This is a genomic window from Tessaracoccus flavus, assembly GCF_001997295.1.
In the GTDB taxonomy this organism is placed as follows: Bacteria; Actinomycetota; Actinomycetes; order Propionibacteriales; family Propionibacteriaceae; genus Arachnia; species Arachnia flava.
The window spans coordinates 1,080,287-1,102,262 of record NZ_CP019605.1 but is presented as its reverse complement, the minus strand read 5'-3'; the positions used below and the strand labels follow the sequence as shown (position 1 = coordinate 1,102,262).

General features: G+C 68.6%; 23 protein-coding genes. 10 read left to right on the top strand and 13 right to left on the bottom strand.

From position 1 onward, the window contains the following. The first annotated feature begins 75 nt into the window (after positions 1–75). Positions 76–774, top strand: a complete 699-nt coding sequence (locus RPIT_RS04940; RefSeq protein WP_077341210.1) for a queuosine precursor transporter — start codon at positions 76–78, stop codon at positions 772–774. Positions 775–913: 139 nt separating this feature from the next. Here RPIT_RS04940 and tgt read toward each other — a convergent pair whose 3' ends face one another. Genes tgt through hrcA form a run of 4 tightly spaced genes read right to left on the bottom strand, consistent with a single transcriptional unit; the run spans position 914 to position 5,043 of the window. Then, positions 914–2,140, bottom strand: coding sequence for a tRNA guanosine(34) transglycosylase Tgt (tgt, locus tag RPIT_RS04935; RefSeq protein WP_077341208.1), 1,227 nt, complete (start codon positions 2,138–2,140; stop codon positions 914–916). Next, positions 2,140–2,877, bottom strand: coding sequence for a 16S rRNA (uracil(1498)-N(3))-methyltransferase (locus tag RPIT_RS04930; protein ID WP_077341206.1), 738 nt, complete (start codon positions 2,875–2,877; stop codon positions 2,140–2,142). Before RPIT_RS04930 ends, tgt begins: the two co-directional genes overlap by 1 nt. Continuing rightward, the gene (gene dnaJ, locus RPIT_RS04925; RefSeq protein ID WP_077341204.1) at positions 2,865–4,022 is read right to left on the bottom strand and encodes a molecular chaperone DnaJ; all 1,158 of its coding nucleotides are present in this window, start codon (positions 4,020–4,022) and stop codon (positions 2,865–2,867) included. Before dnaJ ends, RPIT_RS04930 begins: the two co-directional genes overlap by 13 nt. A gap of 16 nt (positions 4,023–4,038) precedes the next feature. Further along, positions 4,039–5,043, bottom strand: a complete 1,005-nt coding sequence (hrcA, locus tag RPIT_RS04920) for a heat-inducible transcriptional repressor HrcA (RefSeq protein ID WP_077341202.1) — start codon at positions 5,041–5,043, stop codon at positions 4,039–4,041. 70 nt (positions 5,044–5,113) lie between these two features. Here hrcA and RPIT_RS04915 point away from each other — a divergent pair, with 70 nt between their 5' ends. Beyond that, positions 5,114–5,902: an MBL fold metallo-hydrolase gene (locus RPIT_RS04915; protein ID WP_162274498.1), complete on the top strand. Its 789-nt coding sequence runs from the start codon at positions 5,114–5,116 to the stop codon at positions 5,900–5,902. Positions 5,903–5,921: 19 nt separating this feature from the next. On the opposite strand, the gene RPIT_RS04910 is transcribed toward RPIT_RS04915, so the two are convergent. After that, positions 5,922–6,698: an inositol monophosphatase family protein gene (locus RPIT_RS04910; protein ID WP_162274497.1), complete on the bottom strand. Its 777-nt coding sequence runs from the start codon at positions 6,696–6,698 to the stop codon at positions 5,922–5,924. Between the two features lie 122 nt (positions 6,699–6,820). Next, the gene (locus RPIT_RS04905; RefSeq protein WP_077341196.1) at positions 6,821–7,336 is read right to left on the bottom strand and encodes a hypothetical protein; all 516 of its coding nucleotides are present in this window, start codon (positions 7,334–7,336) and stop codon (positions 6,821–6,823) included. Positions 7,337–7,543: 207 nt separating this feature from the next. Here RPIT_RS04905 and RPIT_RS04900 point away from each other — a divergent pair, with 207 nt between their 5' ends. From RPIT_RS04900 to RPIT_RS04885, 4 genes are all read left to right on the top strand, one after another. After that, positions 7,544–8,122: a DUF1349 domain-containing protein gene (locus RPIT_RS04900; RefSeq protein WP_077341194.1), complete on the top strand. Its 579-nt coding sequence runs from the start codon at positions 7,544–7,546 to the stop codon at positions 8,120–8,122. Positions 8,123–8,221: 99 nt separating this feature from the next. Further along, entirely contained in the window at positions 8,222–8,848 is a 627-nt protein-coding gene (locus RPIT_RS04895; RefSeq protein ID WP_218121523.1) for a maleylpyruvate isomerase family mycothiol-dependent enzyme, read from the top strand. 200 nt (positions 8,849–9,048) lie between these two features. Next, the gene (locus RPIT_RS04890) at positions 9,049–9,537 is read left to right on the top strand and encodes a metallophosphoesterase family protein (RefSeq protein ID WP_237267844.1); all 489 of its coding nucleotides are present in this window, start codon (positions 9,049–9,051) and stop codon (positions 9,535–9,537) included. A 61-nt stretch (positions 9,538–9,598) separates the two neighbouring features. Then, positions 9,599–9,832 (top strand): hypothetical protein, encoded by a 234-nt coding sequence (locus RPIT_RS04885; protein WP_077341190.1) that lies wholly within the window; start codon positions 9,599–9,601, stop codon positions 9,830–9,832. A gap of 516 nt (positions 9,833–10,348) precedes the next feature. Here the strand turns inward: RPIT_RS04885 and RPIT_RS04875 are convergent. Then, complete coding sequence (locus RPIT_RS04875) at positions 10,349–10,633, bottom strand: nucleotidyltransferase family protein (RefSeq protein ID WP_226996341.1); 285 nt, start codon at positions 10,631–10,633, stop codon at positions 10,349–10,351. A 293-nt stretch (positions 10,634–10,926) separates the two neighbouring features. On the opposite strand from RPIT_RS04875, the gene RPIT_RS04870 reads away from it, so the two are divergent. Both RPIT_RS04870 and RPIT_RS04865 read left to right on the top strand, forming a co-directional pair. Continuing rightward, positions 10,927–11,805, top strand: a complete 879-nt coding sequence (locus RPIT_RS04870; RefSeq protein WP_143028180.1) for a hypothetical protein — start codon at positions 10,927–10,929, stop codon at positions 11,803–11,805. Beyond that, on the top strand, positions 11,802–12,176 hold the full coding sequence (locus RPIT_RS04865; protein WP_077341186.1) for a GntR family transcriptional regulator: 375 nt from the start codon (positions 11,802–11,804) through the stop codon (positions 12,174–12,176). The genes RPIT_RS04870 and RPIT_RS04865 overlap by 4 nt, the downstream gene beginning before the upstream one ends. A gap of 194 nt (positions 12,177–12,370) precedes the next feature. Here the strand turns inward: RPIT_RS04865 and RPIT_RS04860 are convergent, their stop codons facing one another. The 6 genes from RPIT_RS04860 to hemW form a co-directional block, all read right to left on the bottom strand. Then, positions 12,371–13,207, bottom strand: coding sequence for a DUF3097 domain-containing protein (locus RPIT_RS04860; protein WP_077341184.1), 837 nt, complete (start codon positions 13,205–13,207; stop codon positions 12,371–12,373). Positions 13,208–13,220: 13 nt separating this feature from the next. After that, complete coding sequence (locus RPIT_RS04855) at positions 13,221–14,036, bottom strand: hypothetical protein (RefSeq protein ID WP_077341182.1); 816 nt, start codon at positions 14,034–14,036, stop codon at positions 13,221–13,223. Further along, positions 14,021–14,731 (bottom strand): ABC transporter ATP-binding protein, encoded by a 711-nt coding sequence (locus RPIT_RS04850; protein ID WP_077341180.1) that lies wholly within the window; start codon positions 14,729–14,731, stop codon positions 14,021–14,023. The genes RPIT_RS04855 and RPIT_RS04850 overlap by 16 nt, the downstream gene beginning before the upstream one ends. After that, positions 14,728–15,105 (bottom strand): GntR family transcriptional regulator, encoded by a 378-nt coding sequence (locus RPIT_RS04845; protein ID WP_077341178.1) that lies wholly within the window; start codon positions 15,103–15,105, stop codon positions 14,728–14,730. The genes RPIT_RS04850 and RPIT_RS04845 overlap by 4 nt, the downstream gene beginning before the upstream one ends. A gap of 63 nt (positions 15,106–15,168) precedes the next feature. Beyond that, positions 15,169–15,738, bottom strand: coding sequence for a CDP-alcohol phosphatidyltransferase family protein (locus RPIT_RS04840; RefSeq protein ID WP_077341176.1), 570 nt, complete (start codon positions 15,736–15,738; stop codon positions 15,169–15,171). 30 nt (positions 15,739–15,768) lie between these two features. Next, positions 15,769–16,959 (bottom strand): radical SAM family heme chaperone HemW, encoded by a 1,191-nt coding sequence (gene hemW, locus RPIT_RS04835; protein ID WP_077341174.1) that lies wholly within the window; start codon positions 16,957–16,959, stop codon positions 15,769–15,771. A gap of 33 nt (positions 16,960–16,992) precedes the next feature. On the opposite strand from hemW, the gene RPIT_RS04830 reads away from it, so the two are divergent. Together RPIT_RS04830 and hrpB are read left to right on the top strand one after the other, a co-directional pair. Beyond that, positions 16,993–19,485, top strand: a complete 2,493-nt coding sequence (locus tag RPIT_RS04830; RefSeq protein ID WP_077341172.1) for a glycoside hydrolase family 31 protein — start codon at positions 16,993–16,995, stop codon at positions 19,483–19,485. Positions 19,486–19,489: 4 nt separating this feature from the next. Continuing rightward, positions 19,490–21,973 carry an ATP-dependent helicase HrpB gene (gene hrpB / locus RPIT_RS04825; protein ID WP_077341170.1) on the top strand — a complete coding sequence of 828 codons (2,484 nt, stop codon included), beginning with the start codon at positions 19,490–19,492 and terminating at the stop codon, positions 21,971–21,973. The last annotated feature ends 3 nt before the right edge of the window (positions 21,974–21,976 follow it).

Below are 21,976 nucleotides of genomic sequence, written 5' to 3'. Positions count from 1 at the left end.
TGCCACCGTCTGACCCGGCAGGGGGGCGAACGCGCTGGTCTCGCCCCAATCACCCGCCCCGCGTAGACTGCCCCGGTGCCAGCGACCCCGACCCCCTCGTTCGCCTCCCGCCCACGCGGTGTCTTCGACATCGTGGTGGCGTTGTTCTGTGCCCTGCTTCTCATCTCCAACGTGGCAGCGGTCAAGCTCATCCAGTTCGGCCCCGACGTTGAGGTGCTGGGCTTCCCCGTCCTCCCGATCATCACCGACGGCGGCGCATTCCTGTTCCCGCTGACCTACATCCTGGGTGATGTCTTGGCCGAGGTGTACGGGCTGACCGGTGCCCGACGGGCGATCCTGCTGGGGTTCGCGGTGTCGATCCTGGCCTCAGTGACCTTCCTCCTTGTCGGCGCTGCACCGCCCGCGGCCGACTGGCCGAACCAGGACGCCTTCGACGCCGTCCTTGGATTCGTGCCCCGCATCGTGGTGGCCAGTCTCGCGGGGTATCTCGCCGGGCAGTTCCTCAACGCATGGGTCCTTGTGAAGCTCAAACAGCGCTCGAGCGAAGGCTCGCTCTGGGCGCGGTTAATGGGGTCCACGCTCGTCGGGGAGGCGGCGGACACCATCTTGTTCTGCATCATCGCGTTCGCCGGCATCATCACGGGAGGCACGCTGGTCAACTACATCATCGTCGGCTACGTCTACAAGGTCCTCGTCGAGGCGGCGTTCCTCCCCGTCACCTACCGCGTGATCGCCGCCGTCAAACGCCGCGAGCCCAGCTACTCCGCGGGCTGAGCCGGGTCGGCCGCGGGAGTTGAGCAAATGAGACGGCTGAACGAATCAAACCGACGTTACACCGGCGTGTCGCATCGTTGACCCATCTCATTTGCTCAACTTCACCACCTGCGAGCGCCCAAGTGGCGGCGCTGTCGCGTCAGGTCCGGGCGTAGAAGCGGCCTAGGAACTCGTCACGGTACTCGTAGAAGCGGCCCTCGCGAAGCGCGGCGCGGATGTTGTCGACCAGCCGCACGGTGAAGCGCTCGTTATGGATGGTGGCTAGGGTGGAGCTCAGCATCTCCTTGGCCTTGAACAGGTGGTGGATGTAGGCGCGGGTGTAGTGGGTGCACGTGTAGCAGTCGCAGCCCTCCTCCAGCGGGATGAAGCTGCGCTTGTGACGGGCCGTGTTGACGTTGTAGCGGCCGTCGGCGGTGTAGATCGCGGCGTTTCGGGCGACGCGGGAGGGGTTGACGCAGTCGAAGGTGTCCGCGCCCATCTCGATGGCCGCGAAGAAGTCGTCGGGCTCTGAGATGCCGAGAAGGTGTCGCGGTTTCGACTCGGGGAGCTCCTCGACCATCCAGCCGATGATCTCGCCCAGATTCTCTTTCTCCAGCGCACCGCCGAGGCCGAACCCGTCGAAGCTCTGGCCGTCGACCTCGAGCTCGGCGAGCCCCCGGGCCGCCCGCCGGCGGAGATCCTCGTACTGCGCACCCTGGATGACGCCGAACAGCGCCTGGTAGGGCTTGCCTGCCCGCTCGTCGGTCAGCCGACGGTGTTCCGCGAGGCACCGCTCCGCCCAGCGGTGCGTCCGCTCGACCGACTGCTCCTGATAGCCGCGGGTGTTCATGAGCGTGGTCAGCTCGTCGAAGGCGAACATGACGTCGGCGCCCAGTTGATGCTGGATCCGCATCGACACCTCCGGGGTGAACCGGTGCCGGGTGCCGTCCAGGTGAGACTTGAACGTCACCCCGTCGTCGTCGACGTGGGCCATGCGGGTCTTGCCCTCGGCGATCACATCGTCGTCCTGCAGCCCGGCGGTGTCCATGGCCAGGACCTTCTTGAAGCCGGCGCCGAGGCTCATCACCTGGAAGCCGCCGGAGTCGGTGAAGGTTGGCCCCGGCCAGTTCATGAAGGCCCCGAGACCGCCCGCCTCGTCGACGAGGTCCGCGCCGGGCTGGAGATAGAGGTGGTAGGCGTTGGCGAGGACTGCCTGCCCACCCAGCTCCGCTACGGCCTCGGGCAGCACGGCTTTGACCGTGGCCTTGGTGCCGACGACGATGAAGGCCGGGGTCTCGATCCGGCCGTGCGGCGTGTGGATGACGCCGGCGCGGCCGGGGGCGCCGTCGAGCCGGTGGGTGACGTCGAAGGAGAACGCCGCGGTCATCAGCGTCTCGCCACGACGTCGAGCTGCCCGAGGGCGACCGCGGCGGCGGTGGAGGTGCGCAGCACGCCGTCGCTGATCCGCACGGCGAGCGCGCCCGCCTCGGCGAAGCGGGTCAGTTCGTCCGGCGAGATGCCTCCCTCGGGGCCAACGACCAGCAGCCCCGTCCCTGCGGCAGCGAGTTCAACCTCCGCGATGTGTAGATCGGCGTCCTCATGCAGCACCAGGGCGACGTCGGCGTCGCGGATCGCCTCCGCGACATCGGCCGTCGACGCGGCGAGTACCTCCGGCGTCCACAGTCGACGCGACTGCTTCACAGCTTCCCGAGCCGTGGCGCGCCACTTTTCCAGCGCCTTGTCCCCTCGGTCCCCCTGCCAGCGCACGATCGAGCGGGATGCCTGCCAGGCGAGGATCCGTCTCGCACCGAGTTCTGTGGCCATCTGAACGGCGATCTCGCTCCGATCGCCCTTCGCCAGCGCCTGAGCCACTCCCCAGACGAGCGGCGGGGATGAGGCCCGGAGCACCTCGACGACCTCCACCTCGAGTTCGCGTCGCCCGACGTCCACCACCACGGCGCGCACTCCGAGCCCTTCGCCGTTGGCGAGCAGGACCCGCTCGCCGGGCGCTACGCGTTTGACCGCGGCGTGGTGCGCCTCTTCCCCCGAGACGGTCAGCCGGAGGCCGGCCGCCACGTCATCGCCGAAGGAGGCGAAGAACAGCGGATCGGTCACGAGAACCATTCGCTGAGCTTGCCGAACACTCCCCTGCCGCCCTTGGCGGCAACCGCCTCCGGGGCGGATTCGTCGCGCTCCTCCGCCAACTGCCGGAGCAGCTCCCGCTGCCGGTCGTCCAGCTTGGTCGGGGTTTGGACCAGGAGCGTCACGCCCAAGTCGCCCCGACCGCCGCCGCGCAGCCGTGGAACCCCTCGGCCCTTGAGCGCGATGCGCGTGCCCGACTGGGTCCCCGCCGGCACCTCGACGGCGACCTTGCGGTCCTCGACGTCTGACTTGTCCCACTCGCTCTCCAGCGTGGCGACGTCGATCGTGGTGCCGAGGGCGGCAGCCGTCATGGGCAGCTTCACGACCACTTCGAGATTGTCGCCCTCGCGCCTGAACGTCTCGTGTGCCAACACGTTGAGTTCGACGTAGAGATCGCCGGCGGGACCGCCGCCCGGGCCGACCTCCCCCTGGCTCTCCAGATGGATCCGGATGCCGGTCGAGACACCGGCAGGGATGCGCACCTGAAGCGTGCGGGAGGCCCGCACCCGGCCCTCGCCGGAGCACTCGCCGCACGGACGCGGGATGATGGTTCCGTATCCGCGGCAGGTGGGGCAGGCCTGCGAGGTTCGGATGTCGCCCAGGAAGCTCCGCTGGATCTGGGACACCTCGCCGGCGCCATCGCAGGTCGAGCAGGTCACAGGCTCGGAGCCGGGTTCGCCGCCCTGGCCCATGCACTTGGGGCACACGACCGCCGTATCGACCTTGACTGGCTTGGTCGTGCCGAACACCGCCTCGTGCAGCGCGAGGTTGATCCTGACGAGCGCGTCCTGGCCCTGGCGCACCCGCGAGCGGGGACCGCGGGAACCCGCCGCCCCGAACATGGCGTCGACGAGGTTCGTGAAGTCGAAGCCGCCGGCGAACCCGCCGCCGAAGCCCGAGAACCCGGCACCCTGGTGGGGATCGCCACCGCGGTCGAAGATCGCCCTCTTGTTGGGGTCGCTCAGCACCTCGTAGGCCTCGCCCAGCTCCTTGAACTGGTCGGCCGCGTCGTCGTCCTGCGCGACGTCGGGGTGCACCTTCATGGCACGCCTCCGGTAGGCCTTCTTGATGGCTTCGGGGGTCGCGTCGCGATCGACGCCAAGGATGGCGTAGTAGTCCTTGCTCATATCTCTCTTACGTGGGTCAACCAACAGTTAGGAATCTGCTTACGTAACGGGCGACGGCTCGTACGGCCGCGATGGTGGACGGATAGTCCATCCGGGTGGGGCCGAGCACGCCCAGGCTGGCGCTGAAGTCCGCGCCGTAGCCCGAGGCGATCAGGCTCGTGGCCTGGAACGGCTCGTCTGTGTTCTCCTGACCGATCCGGACCGTGACGTCGTCTCCGGCGGCCTCGCCCAAGAGCCGCATGAGGACCACCTGCTCCTCGAGCGCCTCGAGCAGCGGCCTCAGGTTCGCCTCGAAGAACGGCCCGGAGGCCAGGTTCGGCACGCCCGCCACCAACACATGAGCGGCGGGTTCGGCGGCGATCGCCTCGAGAAGTCCGGCGACCACCGGCCCAGCGAAACTCCTGGCGTCCGGCGCGACGCCCTCCAGGAGGGACGCGAGTGCGGAGGCGGCGTCGGCGGGAGTCTTCCCGATGACGGCCGCGAGTACCTTCGAGCGGAGAGCGTGGAGTTCTGATTCGTCGGTGACCGGCACCTCGAGTGTGGCCTGGTCCACCCGCCCGGAGGACTGGACCACGATTACGAGCACGCGGTCGGGCGTCAGCAGGATGAACTCGACGTGGCGGATGGTGGAGCGCTGGGCCACCGGGTACTGAACGATGGCGACCTGACGGGTCAGCTGCGCGAGGAGCCGCACGGTTCTCGTGACGAGATCGTCCACGTCGGCGGTGCCGTTCATGAACGACGTGATCGCCGTGCGTTCCGCCGATGAGAGCGGCTTGATCTGGGCCAGGCGGTCGACGAAGAGCCGATAGCCCTTATCGGTGGGGATGCGTCCGGCGCTGGTGTGGGGCTGCATGATGTAGCCCTCCTCCTCCAGCGCCGCCATGTCGTTGCGCACGGTGGCCGCGGACACGTCGAGCTTGTGTCTCTCGACGAGCGCCTTGGACCCCACCGGCTCACGACTGGAGACGTAGTCAGTGACGATGGCTTTGAGGACTTCGAGTTTTCGGTCGTCGAGCATGTCACCTCCCGGGTCTAGCTGGCACTCGCGTGAACCGAGTGCCAGTGTACCGCCCTCTAAGCTGGACGCCATGACGCTCAACTGGACCCCCGTGACCGCCCGCGTGCTGGTCGCCGCCGTCGAACCGCATCGAGTCAACGTCGGCCTCATCGTCGGCGAGAACGAGGCGATGCTCATCGACTCGGGCAACGACGCCGCGCAGGGGGCCGCCATCCTCGAGTCCGCAGGCGCCGTGGCAGGGGTCCCGGTCACTCGTGTCGCGCTGACGCACCATCACGACGACCACGTCGGCGGGCTGGCCGGAATGCCCGGACTGGAGGCAATCGCGCACGAGCACCTCGACTCGGACGCCATCACCAGACGGTTCTCCATGGCTCTGGCGGTCGACCTCGGTGGTCAGCGCGTGGAACTCCTGCACTTCGGCGATGCCCACACGCGTTCAGACGTCGTCGTCTTCGTTCCAGGCGAGAACGTTGTTTTCGCCGGCGACCTCCTCGAGGAGGGCGCGGATCCGCAGGTGGATGAGAGCAGTTCCTTGTCGAACTGGCCCACGGTCCTCGACGGCGTCCTCGGGGCCACCAACGACCGGACCTTGTTCGTCCCCGGGCACGGTGCGGCAATGGACCGCGATGTCGCCTTCGTCCAGCGCGCCGAGATCGCGATGCTCTACTCGCAGACCGAGATGCTGATCCAGCAGGGCGTCAGCGTGGAGGATGCCGCCTCAGCCACCGAGTGGCCCTTCGGGGCGGAGACATTGGCGACCGCCCTGCCGAAGGCCTACGACGAACTCGCTGCGCGGGGCATCACACCCAAGCGTCAACTTCCGATCAGTGCGCTCGCCCCCAGGAGCGGCACCTGACCGCTGCTGCTGAGGCTGGTCAGTGCGTGGGCCAATACTGCTGCGCGGCCATCCAGCTCAGCGTGTCGTTGGCAACGAGCAGCCCCCTGGACCGGTTGAGCAAGTTGTAGGCCATACCGTCGAGTGTGCGGCTGACGCCTCCCTGCTCCACGACCATGAGGCTCCCGGCCAGGTGGTCCCAGGGGTTGAGTGAGGTGTAGAAGACGAAGTCGGTGTCCCCATGCAGGATCGAGGGGTAGTCGAATGCGCACGCGAACTGGGTGCGAACGGCAGGGCTCAGCTGGCCGTCCGCGTCGAAGCCGACTAGCTTCTTCCGGCCGGCGGCACCGAGCGGAGGCCTGTTGTGGCGTGGCCGCTCGATGGGGCTGCCGTTCAGCTCCACCCCGTTGCCGCGCTCGACGGCGTAGCCGCGGTCGAACTCGGGCTGCCAGATCCACCCGCGGGTGGTGATCCCGCCCCGCGTTTCGGCCAGCATGACGCCGTACCTCTCGTCGCCGCGGGCGAAGTTTCCGGTGCCGTCGATCGGATCGATGATGAACGCGTGGTCGGCGTTGTGGAGACCGGCGAGCGTTGCAGTGTTGAGAAAGACGCCCTCCTCACCGACGACCACAGCATCCGGGTGTCGCTCTTGGAGGAGTGCGGTGAGGAACGTTTCGGCTTCCCTGTCGGCCACCGTGACGAGATCGCCGGGGCGGGCTTTCTCCTCGATGTCGGCATCGGTCAGCGCCCGGAATCGGGGCCGGATGACCTCGTCCGCCGTGCGGCGGAGAAGGTCCATGATCGCGTCGGTCTCCATGGCCCCCACCCTAGTGGCACCCGCCAGCTCGCGGCCTGACGGCGTGGCCGCCAGCGCGGGGCACGGACGGGTCGTAGCCGACATGCGGCGCGGATTGTCGCAGAACGTGGGCGGGGCTCAGGTCAGGGGATGCCACCGGGCTCGGGGTGATCACCGAAGCTGTCCCAGTCGCCGAATTCAGGCCGGGAGCGCCAGTGGCCGGAGACGTCCAGGCCCCTGTACTCCGAGATCCGGGCGTCCGGCACCGGCTTGACCACTTCCCGACATGTTGCTGTGCCGTCCTCGCGGAAGACCCAGGACTTGTGCGCCACGGACTGGGACAACGTACGTGGACCGATCTCGTCGTCGGGGTAGACGTAGGTCGCGTAGCCGTGCATGAACAAGCCACCCCTACCGTCCCGCTCGGAGTAGTCGAAGATCTCGGCAATCGAGCCTTCCGGGTCATACTTCAGGACGCGGAGTTGCGCGCCCCCGGGCTGCATACTAAGCGTGTAATCCGGCACGGTCCGACCCTGCGTGACCCTGCTCACCGAGAATTGGGGACCAACCTGGAAGCGGTCTCTCGCGGTCACCTCGTCGATCTCTTCGACCGGATGGCCCCTACGGACGTTCCACTTGAGGCCGTAGCGATATGTCATGGCGTCTCCTGCGATGTCGGCGTCGGCGTGTCTCGGTTCGCCCAGGTGGTACCGACAACTTCAGACCCCTCACCATACGATGTTTGGCTGCCATCTCGCGGACAACGCAGCACACCCAAGTTCATGAACGACGATGTGCCGCCCCAGGTCCGCATCGTCACCGCCAGAGCGCGTCACCGCGCGCGGCCCGCGGGTAGGGTCCCTTGCATGACGAATGCTGCGTGGTCCGCTGGTACCTGGTCGCATCCCCCTACAGCGGTGGTCGAGCGGGGGTCGGACCTGCTGGTGACTGCCGCTGAGGGCAGCGACGCATGGCGGATCACGTCCTACGGGTTCGTCCACGACAGCGAGCACGCCCTGTTGGCGCCGTTCGCCGTGGACAGCGCGGTGGAGGTCGAATTCACGGCCGACTTCACCAGCCAGTTCGACCAGGCCGGCGTCTTCGTACGAGTCTCAGCGGAGCATTGGGTGAAGGCCGGGGTCGAGTTCAGCGATGGCGCTCCGCAACTCGGTGCAGTGGTCACATCTCCTCGATCCGACTGGTCGCTCGCCCCCGTTCCCCACTGGGCGGGGACCCGGGTGCTGGTTCGGGTGAGCCGCAGCGACGGTGCCCTCACCATCCGGGCCAGGTCGGGGGATGGAGACCTCCAGCTGGTACGGGTGGTCCCCTTCGAGGACGGCATGGAGGCCTCCGCTGGACCGTTCGTGTGCGCACCCACCCGGGCCGGGCTCACCGTGACCCTGCACGCTTGGCGGATAGAGAAACCGGACCACAGCCTCCACTGACCGCGCGCGGCCCGCGGAGCCGGGCAACGCGACAGCTCGGTGTCCTGCCGGGCGCACCACCTGCAGCGACGAATGTCGAAAGACCAGTGAGGAGATGGCATGACCGCGGAAGTGTGGGCGATGACGCACCGGGCCCGCCAGCAGCTGGCCGACGACCTGGCCACGATCAGTGACGACGCGTGGCGTCGTTCGAGCCTGTGCCAGGGATGGAATGTCGAGCACGTCGTGGCGCATCTGACGGCGGTCGCCTCGGTGGGTTCGACCGCATGGGTGCGCAGCATCGTGCTGGCGGGCTTCCGCCCCTCCGTACACAACGAGCGACGGCTCCGTGAGCACCTGGGGAGCACTCCGGCTGAGACACTCTCCCGGTTCCGGGAGGTCATCTCTTGGACGGTAGCCCCGTCCAAGGACTTGCCTGCCTATCTGGGCGAGGTACTCGTGCACAGCGAGGACATCCGCTACCCCCTCGGGATTCCCAACCCGCAGGACGTGCCCACCGCCACGGTTGTGGCCGACTTCTACGCAACCCGCAACTTCACTGTGCAAAGCAAGACAGTGGCTTCGAGGCTCAGTCTGCGAGCCGAGGATGGCGCCTTCCACTCCGGGCAAGGGCCCGAAGTCACTGGGCCGACTTTGGCGCTGGTGATGACGATGGCAGGCCGACGCAGCCATCTCGACCAGCTCTCCGGACCTGGGTTGCCGCGCCTGATCGAACGACTGGCCTGACCCATGGTGTCCATGAGCAACGCTCTTCGTCAGCGCACGAGGAGATGCGGCATGACCCTGACGTCAGCGATGTCGGCGAGCCAGGCGGGCTGCCTTGACAGCCTCAGCTCACGGGGAGGCTCGCCGCAGCTGGTGCGGGCTGGTTTGGGCGTCTCGATCGGGCGTGACTGGAGGTTCCGAGGTTGATGAGGATCGTTGTCGTGGCCGACTCGCATGCACCACGTCGGTGGAAGGGGGTGCCGTCGGCCCTGGCGTCCGAGCTGGGGACCGCTGACCTGATCCTGCACGCTGGCGATGTGTGCGTGCCGCAGGTCCTGGACGAGCTGGCCGAGTACGCCCCCGTGCGGGTGGTGATGGGCAACAACGACGGCGAGGCCGTCCGGGACTGGGGCGCCCCCGATGAGCTGGAGTTCCTGGCTGAAGGAGTTCGGATCGCCATGATCCACATCGCCGGCCCTCGACAGGGCCGGGGACGCAGGATGCGTCGACGATTCCCAGACGCCGACGTCGTGGTATTCGGCCACTCGCACATCCCGTGGGACGGCGTCGAGGACGGCATCCATCTGCTCAACCCCGGATCTGTCGCCGACCCGCGGCGTGAACCGTCGCCCACCTTCGCTGTGCTCACCGTCGACGCGGGCAACTGGAGCACTCAGATCGTCCGGTTCCCTCGCGCAGGAACTCGGTGAGCCGCGCATAGCGGCCTGAGAGCGCATCCCAATGTGGGACCCGCGCTGGCATGGTGGGGGCATGACCGTGCAGATCGCCATCCGTCTCCCCGACGACGTGGTGGCCTTCCTCGACACGTCCGTGACCGTCGGCAACGCTCCCAGCCGAGTTGCACTGGTGGCGTGTGCCGTCGAGCGCGATATGCGCCGTCAGGTTGCCGAGCACGACGCCGCCATCCTGCGCGAGCGTGGCACCGCTGACGAGCTCGACGAGCTGGGTAGCTGGTCCGTCGCACACCCGACCACCGAGGACTGACCGTGCGCGAGATGCGCCTGCTGCGGCTCGACAAGACACGACCAGCAGTCGTTCTGACTCACAAGGCCGCGTGTGCTGCCATGACGAAATTCACGATCGCGCCGATCACCTACACGCTCAGGGCCCTGTCCAGCGAGGTCCCGGGTCAGCCCTGCGGCCTCGACCACGACGGCGTGATCCCCCCTCGACAACGTCCTCACCGTTTCGAGCAAGCTGCTTGGTCGGACAGTCGGGTGTCCAACCTACGCACAAGAGGCCGAACTCACCCGGGCGATCGTCCTGGCCTACGGCCTTGACATCGCGCTGCTCCACTGACGAACCCGAAAAGGTCGCCCGGGCACGGCATGACCGGATATCGCTTAGGACCGCGTCATAGGCCATCGAGGCGAACTCGTCGGACTGGATGTAGGGCTCGTAATCCTGGCAGCGCTGAATGGCTTAGAGAATGTCTCCAAACCGCTCCTGATCAGATCGGGTCACAACGGCACCGCGTCGGCTAGAGCGCTGGACGACACGTCATCCCGCAGCAATGACCCGGCCACAACGTCGACCCTCACCCCAAGGACCCTGGCTCAATTCTTCGGCGACCCCAGCCACGCGCAGCAGGTCGTTCCCCCCCCCGCCCGGCAGCAGGTCAACCAAGAGATCGATGTCACTATCGCCCGTGGCATCGCCACGGGCGACGGAACCGAACAGTCTGGGGTTGACCGCGCGATAGCGACGAAGGATGCCGTCCAGCGCATCGCGATGCGCGACGATCGCGGCACGCAGCGACGCTGTCTCGGCCGTCACCATGCTCATGCACCGAGGGTACCCCGCGACCCACGCGCTGGGCGCTGTCGGTCGCCCCGACAACAGCATGTCAGTACAACGATGAATGTGACTTCAAGCTTCGGTCGGGCAACACTCCCGTTCGGAAGAAGGCACAGATGTTCGGTGAAGATCAGCGCCGCTTGTCATCAGAACGACTGTCAGTCGGCGCTTCGCGACGAAGTCTCCTGGGCTGCCGCCCGCTTGTGTCGAATGTTTGACACAAAGCGTTCGAGCGCCTACCCTTGGCTTGTAGCAATCATGTGATACAAGATCGGGGTCCCATGTCTCTTTCAATAATTTCGGCTCTCGTCGGTGGTCCGCTGCTGTTGACGGTGATCGCGCTGGGGGCGCATTCGGCGACACGCGGTGGCCCCGACACGCGCAGCGAGTGGAAGTGGGTTCGCGCGACCTGGGTTGCGGCTGCCTTCATCGGCGGCGTGGCCGCATGGCTGGTCAACGGCAGCCTTGACCTGGGTCGGGGAACGATGCTGGCTCCTGCCATTGTCGGCCTCTTTGTGGTCACCGGAGTGGGTCTCGCTGAGACTGTGGTGCGACCGCGGCGACCGACCGGTCCGCGGACTGCTTCGCTTGCCCCCCGTCGGGTGGTCAATTACCTGCCGCGGGCACTCACCACCGCGGTCGCCGGGATCACGGCGGTGCACCTCGCCACGCTAGCGTTGACCACTGCGTCTGCCTCCGCCGACGACATGGGACGCGCCGGACGGCAGGTCGCGGCGCGTTGTGGCAACGTCGGCAATGGAGCCGGTCCCTACCCGGGCAGCTTCTACTCCATCCCGCTCACACTGCTGCTCCTGGGCATCGGGCTGGCGGCCGTGGCAGCGTTGGTGGCTGTTGTGCGTCGGCCGCGCGGTTTCGCGAACGACGACGTGAGCGACGACGTGTTGCGCTTGCGGTCGATGACACGGGTGCTGGCTGCGACGGGTGCGGCTGTGGCGGCCAGTCACGTGGGCGTCGCATTCTTCGCAGGCACGGCGCTGCTCAGGCTGGACTGCCAACGCGCCTGGATGGACCCGGCGGGTTTTGTGCTCGTGGCGACCATCCCCGTGGCCCTTCTGCTGCTCGGCTGGATCGTCGTCCGGATCGTCGTCCCTGGAGCGCTCCCCGCTTTCTCCACTGCGTACCCGGCGGAGATGCGATGACCCTCGTCCTGACCCTCGACCCCGACGATCCGACCCCACCGTACGAGCAACTGCGGCGGCAGCTCGGCGACCTCATCGCCGCTGGACGGCTCGGCCCCGGCGACCGACTCCCCCCGCTGCGCCAGCTCGCCGGTGACCTCGGGGTCGCCGTCGGCACGGTCGCGCGCTCTTACCGTGAACTCGAGCAAGAGGGACTGCTCACGTCCCGGCGCGGCGGCGGCACCCGCGTAGCCGAGTCCGGCCGAGCCCCTGCGGTGAACCGGCAAGAAATGCTCGAGGGCATGGCTGCGGACTTCGTCGCACGGGTCCGCGGGTTGGGCTACACCGACGACGAGACCGTCGCGGCCCTGGAGCGGCAACTCCGCTTGTAGCCACCAGCCTTGCCTCCGATCAAAGCGACGCTCTCGCTGGAGAAGCAGGGTCGGTATCAGTCGATTTGCACGGCATGAATCAGACAGATTGCTGGCTCGCACACCGGCATGAGCGGACGATTCCCGACTGCAGAGAACGGAACCGCCGGGCCAATCTGCGCGTCTGCCAGCGGCCCAGAGCGTCTGGCTCTAGTTCAGACGTGATCCTGCGTGACGAAGTCGATCAGGGTCTCCACCTTGGTGTTTAGTTGCGGTTCAAGGTCGCGCCAACTCTGCACTCGGGCCAGGATCGCCTGCCAGCCGCGCGCCACATCCGCCTGGTCCGCGTGGGGCAGGCCCAGGGCCGCCAGCGTGCCCTTCTTGAAGTCGACGTCGCGCGGCACCTCGGGCCAGGCCTTCCTCCCCACTCTCGCGGGTTTCACCGCCTGCCAGATGTCGATGAACTCGTGGCCCTCGACGAGAACTGTCTCCCGGTAGCCAGCCTTGTACACCTGCGCCGCGATGCGCGATTCCTTGCTCCCGGGGACCAGATGGTCCACGAGCACACCGAGCCGTCGGCCCGGCGCGGGGGCGAACTCGGCAACGATGGCGGGGAGATCGTCGATTCCCCCGAGGAATTCGACGACCACGCCGACGTGCCGCAGGTCCTCCCCCCACACCTTCTCGATGAGCTCCGCGTCGTGGCGGCCCTCCACGTAGATACGGCTGGGCAGCGCGACCTTCGCCTTCTCCGGCTGGGCCGAGGCGCGTGACCCCGACGCTGTGTACGTGGGACGCGAGGGCCCGCCGCGCAGCGGGGGCCGCAGCGCGACCGGTTGACCCTCCAGCAGGAAGCCCGGCCCGAACGGGGCGGAGCGGCGCTTCAGTTTGCGGTCCTCCAGGATCACGAGCCCGTTCTCCCAACCGACCACAGCGCCGCAGAAGTCGTCGAACTCGACCACCAGGTCGAGTTCGACGGCCACGTCGCGGGTCTTCTTGAGGTGGGCCTTCTGCCATCCGGGTGCGAGCACATCGCGTGAGTACCGATCCACGCGCCGGAGGCTATCAGCGCAGTTCGACCTTCCGGTCGACCGACACCGCCGCCCGCCATATCGCCACTGCGGCCAACGCGAGGATCATCGCGAAGGCGCCGAACGGGATGAGCGCATCGAGCGTGTCACCCTGCAACACGATGAGCGGGTCAGTGCTCATCGTCAGGCTGCCCGAGTCGACGACCGCATTGAGGGGCAGGAAGAGGCCGACAGCGGCGACGACCTGATTGGCGAGGTAGTAGAGCACCCAGACGAGCACCACTCCCCCGAAGCCCATCCGGTTGATCCAGCCCTCGCTGCCGACACTGGCGGCAAAGAAGTAGTGAGCAAGTCCGGCCACCGGAAACAGCAGAGCCATCCCGATGAGGACCACCGCAACCCAGGACGGGGTCGCTGCGAGAATCTGGTCCAACCCCTGCCGGGCCCCCCTCCAGACTTCTGCGGCCGTGGCACCCTGAGCGACGAGCGAGCCCGTGAAAGCGACGAAGGCCAGGGCCAGGCCCAGGAGCAGGAAGACGATGGCCACCACCGAGGAGTAGCCGAACTTCGCGAAGAACACAGTCCGGCCGCGGACCGGGAGCGAGTGCGTGAAGTACCCCGTCCGGCTGTAGGACGACCGGTAGAACTCCAGCCCCAGCAGCAACTGCACCGCGAAGGGCATTGCCACGGCGACGACGATGCCGAGCCCGGCGAAGAAGCCGTTCAGCGGTGCGGGAAGCAGCACTGCGGCCAGGTACGAGATCGCGACCGCGACCGTGGCCAGTGCTGCCGTGAGAAGGAGCCAGCGCCAGGTGCGTCGAAGCTCGTGCTTGATCAGCGCGCCGACCATTTGTAGACCTCCCTGAAGAGTTGATCGATGGAATTGCCGTGCTGCTCGCGCAGGTCGTCGACCTCGCCGCTCAGCAGGATCGTCCCGAACCGCATGAACGCCACCGCGTCGAGGACTGGTTCGAGATCGTGGATGAGGTGGGTGGAGATGAGGACGAGCGCGTCCTCGGGCAGGTCCCGCACGATTGCCTCCAGCAGCACGTCCCGGGCCGCCGGGTCGACCCCGGAGATCGGTTCGTCCAGCAGGAACACCTTGGCGTCGCGGGACATGGCGAGAGCGATCTGTGCCTTCTCCCGCATCCCTTTCGAGAGGGTCGCCAGTTTGCGGCCGGTGTCGAGGCCGAAGAACCTGACTAGATCCCGGCACTTGGACTCCTGGAAGTCCGCGAAGAAATCCCGGTACTGCGCGATGCAGTCGTCGATGGTGTCGCCGTCGGCGAGGAAGCTGGCGTCGGGGAGGAACGAGACGATCGCCTTGGACTCGGGGCCGGGCCGGTGTCCGTGGATCTCGACGTCACCCCGCCACTGGCTGAGCGCTCCGGCGATCACCTTGAGCAGGGTGGTCTTCCCGCAGCCGTTCTCACCGAGCAGCCCGACGATCTGGCCTCCTCGCAGGGTCAGGTTCAGATCCTGGAGGGCGGGTAGGGCGCCGTAGCTTTTCGAGAGATGCCTGATGGTGATGGCAGGTGCGGTCATGTACTGGATCCTTCCGGGGGTGCCGACCAACGTCGGCTGAGCAGATCTCGCGCCGCGGTCAGGCTCATGCCGAGCCCCCGCGCGCGAATGGTGAAGTCGTCCGCCGCCGCGGTCGCGAGGTCGCGGCGGGCATCGTCGATGGCGGCAGTGTCGTCGGTGACGTAGCGGCCGCTGGTCCTCTCGGACCTTGCGAGCCCCTGCCGCTCGAGTTCGGCGAGGGCGCGCTGCACGGTGTTGGGGTTCACCCTCAACTCACCGGCAAGGTCACGGACCCCCGGGATGCGGGAACCTGCCGGCCACTGCTCGGTGACGATCCGTCGGGTGAACTCATCGATCAGTTGCAGCCAGATCGGGCTGCTCGTGTCGAATTGCATCGTCCCCTCCGACGTATCACTGTATTAGGTGATTAATACAGTAGCACATTCGTTGAGACAGGTCTACAGGCGGCCCGCTGCTGTCCGCTCCTGCGTTGCGATGTCCCGACCGAAGGAGAACAGCAACAGACCCACCGCGAGCGCCGTCATCCCCTGCCCCACCCAGAGCGGCAGGAAGGGCGCCAGCGCCACGACCATGGCCACGGCCTGGTAGGCCGCGATGATCCGCCTCGACTGCCGAAAGGCGAGAGGTCTCCGCCATGCCGGGCGGAGGACCCCGCCCACCCAGAAGAGATAGCGCGCCAGCCCGATCACCGCCACCCAGGGGGCCAGCGGGAACAATGCCACGCTGAGGACCAGCAGGAACGCGGAATCCACCTCCATGTCCCAGCGCGAACCACGCTCGGTGACCGTCCCCGTGCGGCGCGCCACCGGCCCGTCGACTGCATCCAGCACCGCGGCCGGGACTGCGAGTAGAAACAGGGGCCAGCTGCGCATCGGGAGAACCCCTGCATAGGTCAGCGCGACGAGGACGGCGCAGCCGAGTCCCAGTGCCGCCCGGGTGAGCGTGACGCGATCGGCGGGTGTGAGGCGCAAGCCGGGCCGACGCGCATCCGGCAACGGCTTTCCCATTGCCAGAGCGTATCGCCGGGCACGGCAGGATCAGTCCAGTAGATCGCGAATGACGCCGTCCGCGAGCAACCTGCCAGCCTGGGTCAGAGTCAGACTGGTTCCCGACGTCGTTGCGAGGCCCCGCCGCTCCAGATCGGGCAGCCGGGAGCGCTCGGTGTCCGTCAGCACGTCGAGGGCCACCCCCTCGGCCAACCGAAGCTCCAGCAGCACCCGCTCGATCCGGCGGTCGTCGTCACTCAGCACCTCGCGAGCCAGCGCGGGCGAACCGCCCTCGGCCAGAGCGGCCGCGTAGCTGCGTGGGTGCTTGCGGTTCCAGAACCTGACGCCCCCGATGTGCGAGTGCGCGCCGGGGCCGATCCCCCACCAGTCGGCGCCGCGCCAGTAGGCCAGGTTGTGGAGACACCGTCCCCCAGGCCGCGCCCAGTTGCTCACCTCGTAGTTGGCGTAGCCCAGGCTGGAGAGTTTCTCGTCGGCGACCAGGTACTTGTCGGCCAGGTCGTCGTCGTCGGGCATGGCGATCAGCCCCCGCTTCACCTGAACCGCCAGCCGGGTCCCCTCCTCGACGATGAGCGAGTAGGCGCTGACGTGATCGACGGGGGTGGCGGTGACCGCATCGAGGCTGTCGCGCCAGTCATCCATCGACTCCCCTGGCGTGCCGTAGATCAGATCAAGCGAGATGTGGTCGAAGCCCTCCTGGCTGGCCCACCGGGCGGCGTCCAGCCCACGGCGCGGGGTGTGGGTGCGCTCGAGGACCTTCAGCACGTGGCCGACGACCGACTGCAGCCCGAGAGACAACCTCGTGAATCCGCCGGCGCGCAGCGTGGCGAGGTAGCGGGGGGTGAGCGTCTCCGGGTTCCCTTCGGTGGTGATCTCGGCGTCGGGTGCGACGTCGAAGCGGTCCCGGGCCGCAGACAGGAGACCCACCAGCTGGTCTGCTGGCAGCATCGTGGGCGTCCCGCCACCGAAGAACACCGTGTCGACCCGCCTGGGCCCCAGCACGCGGGCGGCCAGGTCGAGCTCAGCCAGCGCCGCCCCCAGGTACGTGTCGGGGGCGAGCTCACCGACCTCGCTGGGCGTGTAGGTGTTGAAATCGCAGTAGCCGCAGCGCGTGCGGCAGAACGGGACGTGAATGTAGAGCGACAGAGGCCGGCTCGCATCGAGGGCATGCGCCGGGAGGGATCCGTCTCGCGGAGCAGGGTCGCCGTCTGGGAGCTGTGGCACGCAAGCGAGTGTAGGCCCGGCACAATGGTGGCGATGACTTCTACACCAGCCACCGACCCGCTTCTCCGCCCGGCGACCCCTGAGGACTACCGCGGAGCCCACTCGACGCCCGCCCCCGACGCGACGATCGTCGGCGACCGTTACAGGATCACCGTACTGACCGAGGGCCTGCTCCGGTTCGAGTGGTCCGACTCGGGGGAGTTCGAGGACCGCCCCACCACCCTGGCGATCTTCCGGGATCTGCCTGCGCCAGAGTTCACCGTGGTGCGCTCCGATTCCGGGATCCGGGTCCAGACACAGCGGTTCGACCTCAGCTATGACGAGCAGCCCCCCACCGCCGCCGGTCTGCAGGTCCAGGTCAGGGGCAACGTGACCGCCCACCAGTCCGTCTGGCGATACGGGGACCAGTCCACGCTGCCGGCCTGGCACCTGCAGCCGGACTTCCAGCATCGGGTCCCTGCCCGCGGGAACCTCGGCGGAACCGCGCGCACCCTGGACGAGGCGAACGGTGCGGTCCCACTCGAGCCGGGGGTCGTGTCGGAACGCGGCTTCGCCGTGCTCGACGACTCGTCCTCCATGGTGTTCACACCCGACGGATGGGTTGCCGCCCGCCCTCGACGCACGGCGGCGCAGTACCAGGACCTCTACGTCTTCACCCACGGGCACGACGCCGCTGCCGCCGTCCGTGATCTCTACCGCCTCTCCGGCTCACAGCCCGTCCTACCCCGCTGGGCGCTCGGCAACTGGTGGAGCCGCTACCACCCCTACTCGGCGCAGAGCTACCTCCAACTACTCGACCGCTTCGACGTCGAGAGGGTCCCCTTCAGCGTGGCGGTCCTCGACATGGACTGGCACGTCACCGACGTCGACCCCCGCTTCGGTCCGGGCTGGACCGGTTACACGTGGAACCGCGACCTGTTCCCCGATCCCCCCGCCTTCCTCGACGAGCTCCGGCGACGCGGACTGCGCACGACCCTCAACGTGCATCCCGCCGACGGTGTCCAGCCACACGAGGACGCGTACGAGAAGATGGCTGAGGCCATGGGCATCGACCCGTCGACCGAGCTCTCCGTCCACTTCGACGCGTCGGACCGGCGGTTCATGGACGCGTACTTCCAGTTCCTTCACCACCCGCTCGAGGACGAAGGGGTCCAGTTCTGGTGGCTCGACTGGCAATCGGGCCCCCACTCCCGGGTCCCCGGCATCGACCCCCTGTGGGTGCTCAACCACGCCCACTTCGTCGACAACGGCCGCGGCGACCGCACCCCCCTGACGTTCTCCCGCTACGCCGGCCCCGGATCGCACCGCTACCCCGTCGGCTTCTCCGGCGACACCCACATCACCTGGGAGTCGCTGCACTTCCAGCCGTACTTCACCGCGACCGCGGCCAACATCGGCTACGGCTGGTGGAGCCACGACATCGGCGGTCACATGTTCGGCTACCGCGACGACGAGCTGATGGCGCGGTGGACCCAGCTCGGTGTCTTCTCCCCCATCCTCCGGCTGCATTCGTCGAACTCGCCCTTCGCTGGCAAGGAGCCGTGGCTGTACGCCGAGCCGCACCGCAGCGCCATCTCGGAGGCGCTACGGCTCCGCAACCGGCTGGTCCCCTATCTGCACACGATGAACCGCGTCCAGGCGACCACGGGACAACCGCTGGTGCGGCCCCTCTACCACGTGCATCGCCGGATCGAGGCCCTTCAAGTCCCGAACGAATACTTCTTCGGGACCGAGCTGCTCGTGGCCCCCATCACGCAGCCGGCCGACGATGAGACACGCATGGGTGCGGTCACGGCCTGGCTGCCACCCGGGCAGTGGTTCGACCTTCAAACCGGCTACCGCTACGACGGGGAGCGCCGGCTCCAGCTGCACCGGCCGGCCGACGGCTTCGCAGCGCTGCTCCGCGCCGGAGGCATGGTGCCGATGAGCACCGACGGCCTGCAGCGCGCGGACGCGAACCCCGAGGCGGTCACGGTTGTCACGGCTGCAGGCGCGGACGGAGCCTTCGAGCTCGTCGAGGACGACGGCTCCGACTCGGTCGCGACGACGCGACTGGTCCTCGACTGGGCGGCGGGCACCCTGTCCGTCCACCCGGCCCAGGGCGACACGAGCGTCGTTCCCGAGACGCGCGACTGGACCTTCGAACTGCTCGGCTTCGCGGACATCTCAGCGACGCTGGAGGGCTCCGGGCTCCTCTCCGAGGTCACCCGCCTCGACGATTCCCGCCAGCTGGTCAGTGTGTCCGGGGTCCCGCGCGACGAGGGATTCACACTGCGCGCCGAAGGGCTGGCCGTCTTGGCGCCCAACCCCGCGCTGGCACGGCTCGAGGAGTTCCTACAGCAGGCGCAGATCGGCTTCAGCCTCAAGGAGGCCATCCTCAACCGCGTCCGTGATCTCGGCGTAGGTGCCCTGGCCGAACTCCCCGTCCTGCACGTGGCCTCCCCCTCCGGCCTGGATGAGCCGCACGCGCGGGCCTCGTCGCCGGTGATCTCCGCGGTGACCGAGATCCTGTTGGCGAGTAACTGACCCCATGCGGAAGTTGGCGGCGCTCGTCGACGACGGGGCCAGCCTCCCCTTCGCCTCCGCGACGGCGGCGCTGCGCGACGCGGTGACGCAGCGGCGGCTCGCAGTCGTCGAGGCCCCACCCGGGACCGGCAAGACGACGCTGGGGCCCCCGACCGTCGCCGGGTGTGTTCACGGGCGGGTCATCGTCACGCAGCCCAGGAGGGTTGCCGTGCGCGCCGCTGCCCGGCGTCTCGCGGACCTGACCGGCACCCGCGTCGGCGATCTGATCGGCTTCACCGTCCGCGGCGAGCGGGCGGTCACGCCGCAGACGAAGATCGAGATGGTCACCCCCGGGGTGCTGCTGCGCCGCCTGTTGCGCGACCCGTCGCTCGAGGGCGTCGGCGCAGTGGTTCTCGACGAGGTCCACGAGCGCGGCCTGGACACCGATCTGCTGGTCGGGTTGCTGGCTGAGGTGCGGGAAATGCGGCCCGACCTCGTCCTGGTGGCGATGTCGGCCACCGTCGACGCGGCGGGTTTCGCCTCGCTCCTGGGCGGCGACACCCCCGCCCCGGTGGTGAGCGTCCCGGCGGTGCTGTTTCCCCTGTCCGAGCAGTGGTCGCCGGGTCCCGCCCCCCTGGGCGCGCGGGGGGTCGCTCCGGAGTTCCTCGACCACGTTGCGGCCACGGTACGAACGGCGTTTCGCGAGCGCCCGGACGATGGCGATCTGCTCGTGTTCCTCCCCGGGGTCCGCGAGGTCCGCCACGTGACCGGCCACCTGGGGCTCGACGCCGAGGTGATCGAGCTCCACGGACAGGTCTCCCCCCGGGCACAGGACCGCGCCGTCAGCGGCCGGCGGCCTGGCGATCGGCCCCGCGTCATCGTGTCGACGGCCCTGGCCGAGTCGTCCCTGACCGTGGCCGGGGTGCGGGTGGTCGTCGATGCCGGGCTCTCCCGGGAGCCGCGCCGAGACGCCGGGCGCGGCATGTCGGGGCTGGTCACGGTGCGGTGCTCGCGCTCCTCGGCCGACCAACGAGCAGGCCGGGCGGCGCGGCAAGGGGCCGGCACGGTGTGGCGGTGCTACGACGAGCGGACCTACGGGGCACTCCGCCCGGACGTGACCCCCGAAACCCAGACAGCCGACCTCACCGGCGCGCTGCTGGCGCTGGCCGCCTGGGGAGCGCCCCGCGCCGAGGGGCTGAGGCTGCCCACCCCGCTTCCCGCGGGCCCGGTGCGCGAGGACGAGGCTGTCCTCACGTGGCTCGGTGCGGTCGACGAGAACGGGAGGATCACCGCGCGCGGCCGCCGCCTCGCGGAGACCCCCGTCTCGCCGCGCTGGGCGCGCGCCCTCGTGGACGGCGCACCGCTGGTCGGCAGCCGCAACGCGGCCGAGTACGTGGCAGCCGCAGAGCTGGGCGCAGACGGGGACCTGACCGACGCGATCGTGGCGCTGCGCGCGGGACGGCACCCCCTGAGCCGCCAGTGGCGCGAGGAGGCGTCACGCCTCGCGCGGCTCGTGGCGGACACTCCCGGCCACGGAGAGCCCCCGGCAGCCACCATCGTCCTCGCCTACCCCGAGCGGGTCGCGCGCCGGACAGCGGACGGAGCGTACCTCCTGGCCTCCGGCACCCGTGCCGCCGCCCCCGCCGAGCTGGCGGGCCACGAGTGGCTGGCCGTCGCCGAGGTCTCCAGAGCCGCGGGCAACGCCGCCGCCGGCACCGGCGCCATCATCCGGTCAGGCGCCCCCGTCACCGAGGCCACAGCCCGCTCGGCCGCGCACGAGCTGCTCGTCGAGGAGGTGCGTGGCGAGTTTGCGGGCGGTCGGGTCCGGGCGCGCCGCGTCACCGCACTGGGCGCCATCGAACTGACCTCCACCCCGGTGCCCGCGGCGGAACTCGACGCCGGGGCCGTGACGACGGTCGTGAAGGAGCGGGGGCTGGGGGTCATCGGCTGGTCTCCCGATGCGGAGGAGTTGCGTCGCAGGTTGGCTTTCCTCCGTCGGGAGGTGGGCGACCCGTGGCCCGACGTGTCCGACGCCTCGCTGCTGGACCGGCTGGAGGAGTGGCTCGGACCAGAGCTGGCCCGTGCCTCCCGAACCGGTGATCTGAGGGCCATCTCGTTGACAGCGCCGCTCCGCCGCCTGGTGCCATGGCAGGTCGCGGCACGCCTCGACGACCTGGCCCCCTCCCGACTGGCGGTGCCGAGCGGTTCCACCATCCGACTCAGCTACCCCGACGCCGAGCACGGCGGCCGGGTGGTGTGCGCGGTCAAGCTGCAGGAATGCTTCGGACTCGCGTCATCGCCGCTCCTGGCCGACGGTCGCGTCCCAGTGCAGTTCCAGTTGCTGTCACCCGCTGGCAGGCCGCTCGCCGTCACTGACGATCTGGCCTCATTCTGGTCGGGGCCGTACGCGCAGGTCCGGGCTGAGATGCGTGGGCGCTATCCCAAGCATCCGTGGCCCGAGGATCCGTGGTCGGCCACGGCGACGGCGCGGACGAAGCGCCGGTCCTAGGCA

What these genes read in the sequence shown, in the direction of transcription:
- RPIT_RS04845 (WP_077341178.1), bottom strand. Translation starts at nt 15,105, where the DNA reads ATGCAATTCGACACGAGCAGCCCGATCTGGCTGCAACTGATCGATGAG.
- dnaJ (WP_077341204.1), bottom strand. Translation starts at nt 4,022, where the DNA reads ATGAGCAAGGACTACTACGCCATCCTTGGCGTCGATCGCGACGCGACC.
- tgt (WP_077341208.1), bottom strand. Translation starts at nt 2,140, where the DNA reads ATGACCGCGGCGTTCTCCTTCGACGTCACCCACCGGCTCGACGGCGCC.
- RPIT_RS04910 (WP_162274497.1), bottom strand. Translation starts at nt 6,698, where the DNA reads ATGGAGACCGACGCGATCATGGACCTTCTCCGCCGCACGGCGGACGAG.
- RPIT_RS04850 (WP_077341180.1), bottom strand. Translation starts at nt 14,731, where the DNA reads ATGACCGCACCTGCCATCACCATCAGGCATCTCTCGAAAAGCTACGGC.
- RPIT_RS04900 (WP_077341194.1), top strand. Translation starts at nt 7,544, where the DNA reads ATGACGAATGCTGCGTGGTCCGCTGGTACCTGGTCGCATCCCCCTACA.
- RPIT_RS04895 (WP_218121523.1), top strand. Translation starts at nt 8,222, where the DNA reads ATGACCGCGGAAGTGTGGGCGATGACGCACCGGGCCCGCCAGCAGCTG.
- RPIT_RS04840 (WP_077341176.1), bottom strand. Translation starts at nt 15,738, where the DNA reads ATGGGAAAGCCGTTGCCGGATGCGCGTCGGCCCGGCTTGCGCCTCACA.
- hrcA (WP_077341202.1), bottom strand. Translation starts at nt 5,043, where the DNA reads ATGCTCGACGACCGAAAACTCGAAGTCCTCAAAGCCATCGTCACTGAC.
- RPIT_RS04930 (WP_077341206.1), bottom strand. Translation starts at nt 2,877, where the DNA reads ATGGTTCTCGTGACCGATCCGCTGTTCTTCGCCTCCTTCGGCGATGAC.
- RPIT_RS04830 (WP_077341172.1), top strand. Translation starts at nt 16,993, where the DNA reads ATGACTTCTACACCAGCCACCGACCCGCTTCTCCGCCCGGCGACCCCT.
- RPIT_RS04915 (WP_162274498.1), top strand. Translation starts at nt 5,114, where the DNA reads ATGACGCTCAACTGGACCCCCGTGACCGCCCGCGTGCTGGTCGCCGCC.
- RPIT_RS04875 (WP_226996341.1), bottom strand. Translation starts at nt 10,633, where the DNA reads ATGAGCATGGTGACGGCCGAGACAGCGTCGCTGCGTGCCGCGATCGTC.
- RPIT_RS04855 (WP_077341182.1), bottom strand. Translation starts at nt 14,036, where the DNA reads ATGGTCGGCGCGCTGATCAAGCACGAGCTTCGACGCACCTGGCGCTGG.
- RPIT_RS04865 (WP_077341186.1), top strand. Translation starts at nt 11,802, where the DNA reads ATGACCCTCGTCCTGACCCTCGACCCCGACGATCCGACCCCACCGTAC.
- hrpB (WP_077341170.1), top strand. Translation starts at nt 19,490, where the DNA reads ATGCGGAAGTTGGCGGCGCTCGTCGACGACGGGGCCAGCCTCCCCTTC.
- RPIT_RS04885 (WP_077341190.1), top strand. Translation starts at nt 9,599, where the DNA reads ATGACCGTGCAGATCGCCATCCGTCTCCCCGACGACGTGGTGGCCTTC.
- RPIT_RS04870 (WP_143028180.1), top strand. Translation starts at nt 10,927, where the DNA reads ATGTCTCTTTCAATAATTTCGGCTCTCGTCGGTGGTCCGCTGCTGTTG.
- RPIT_RS04905 (WP_077341196.1), bottom strand. Translation starts at nt 7,336, where the DNA reads ATGACATATCGCTACGGCCTCAAGTGGAACGTCCGTAGGGGCCATCCG.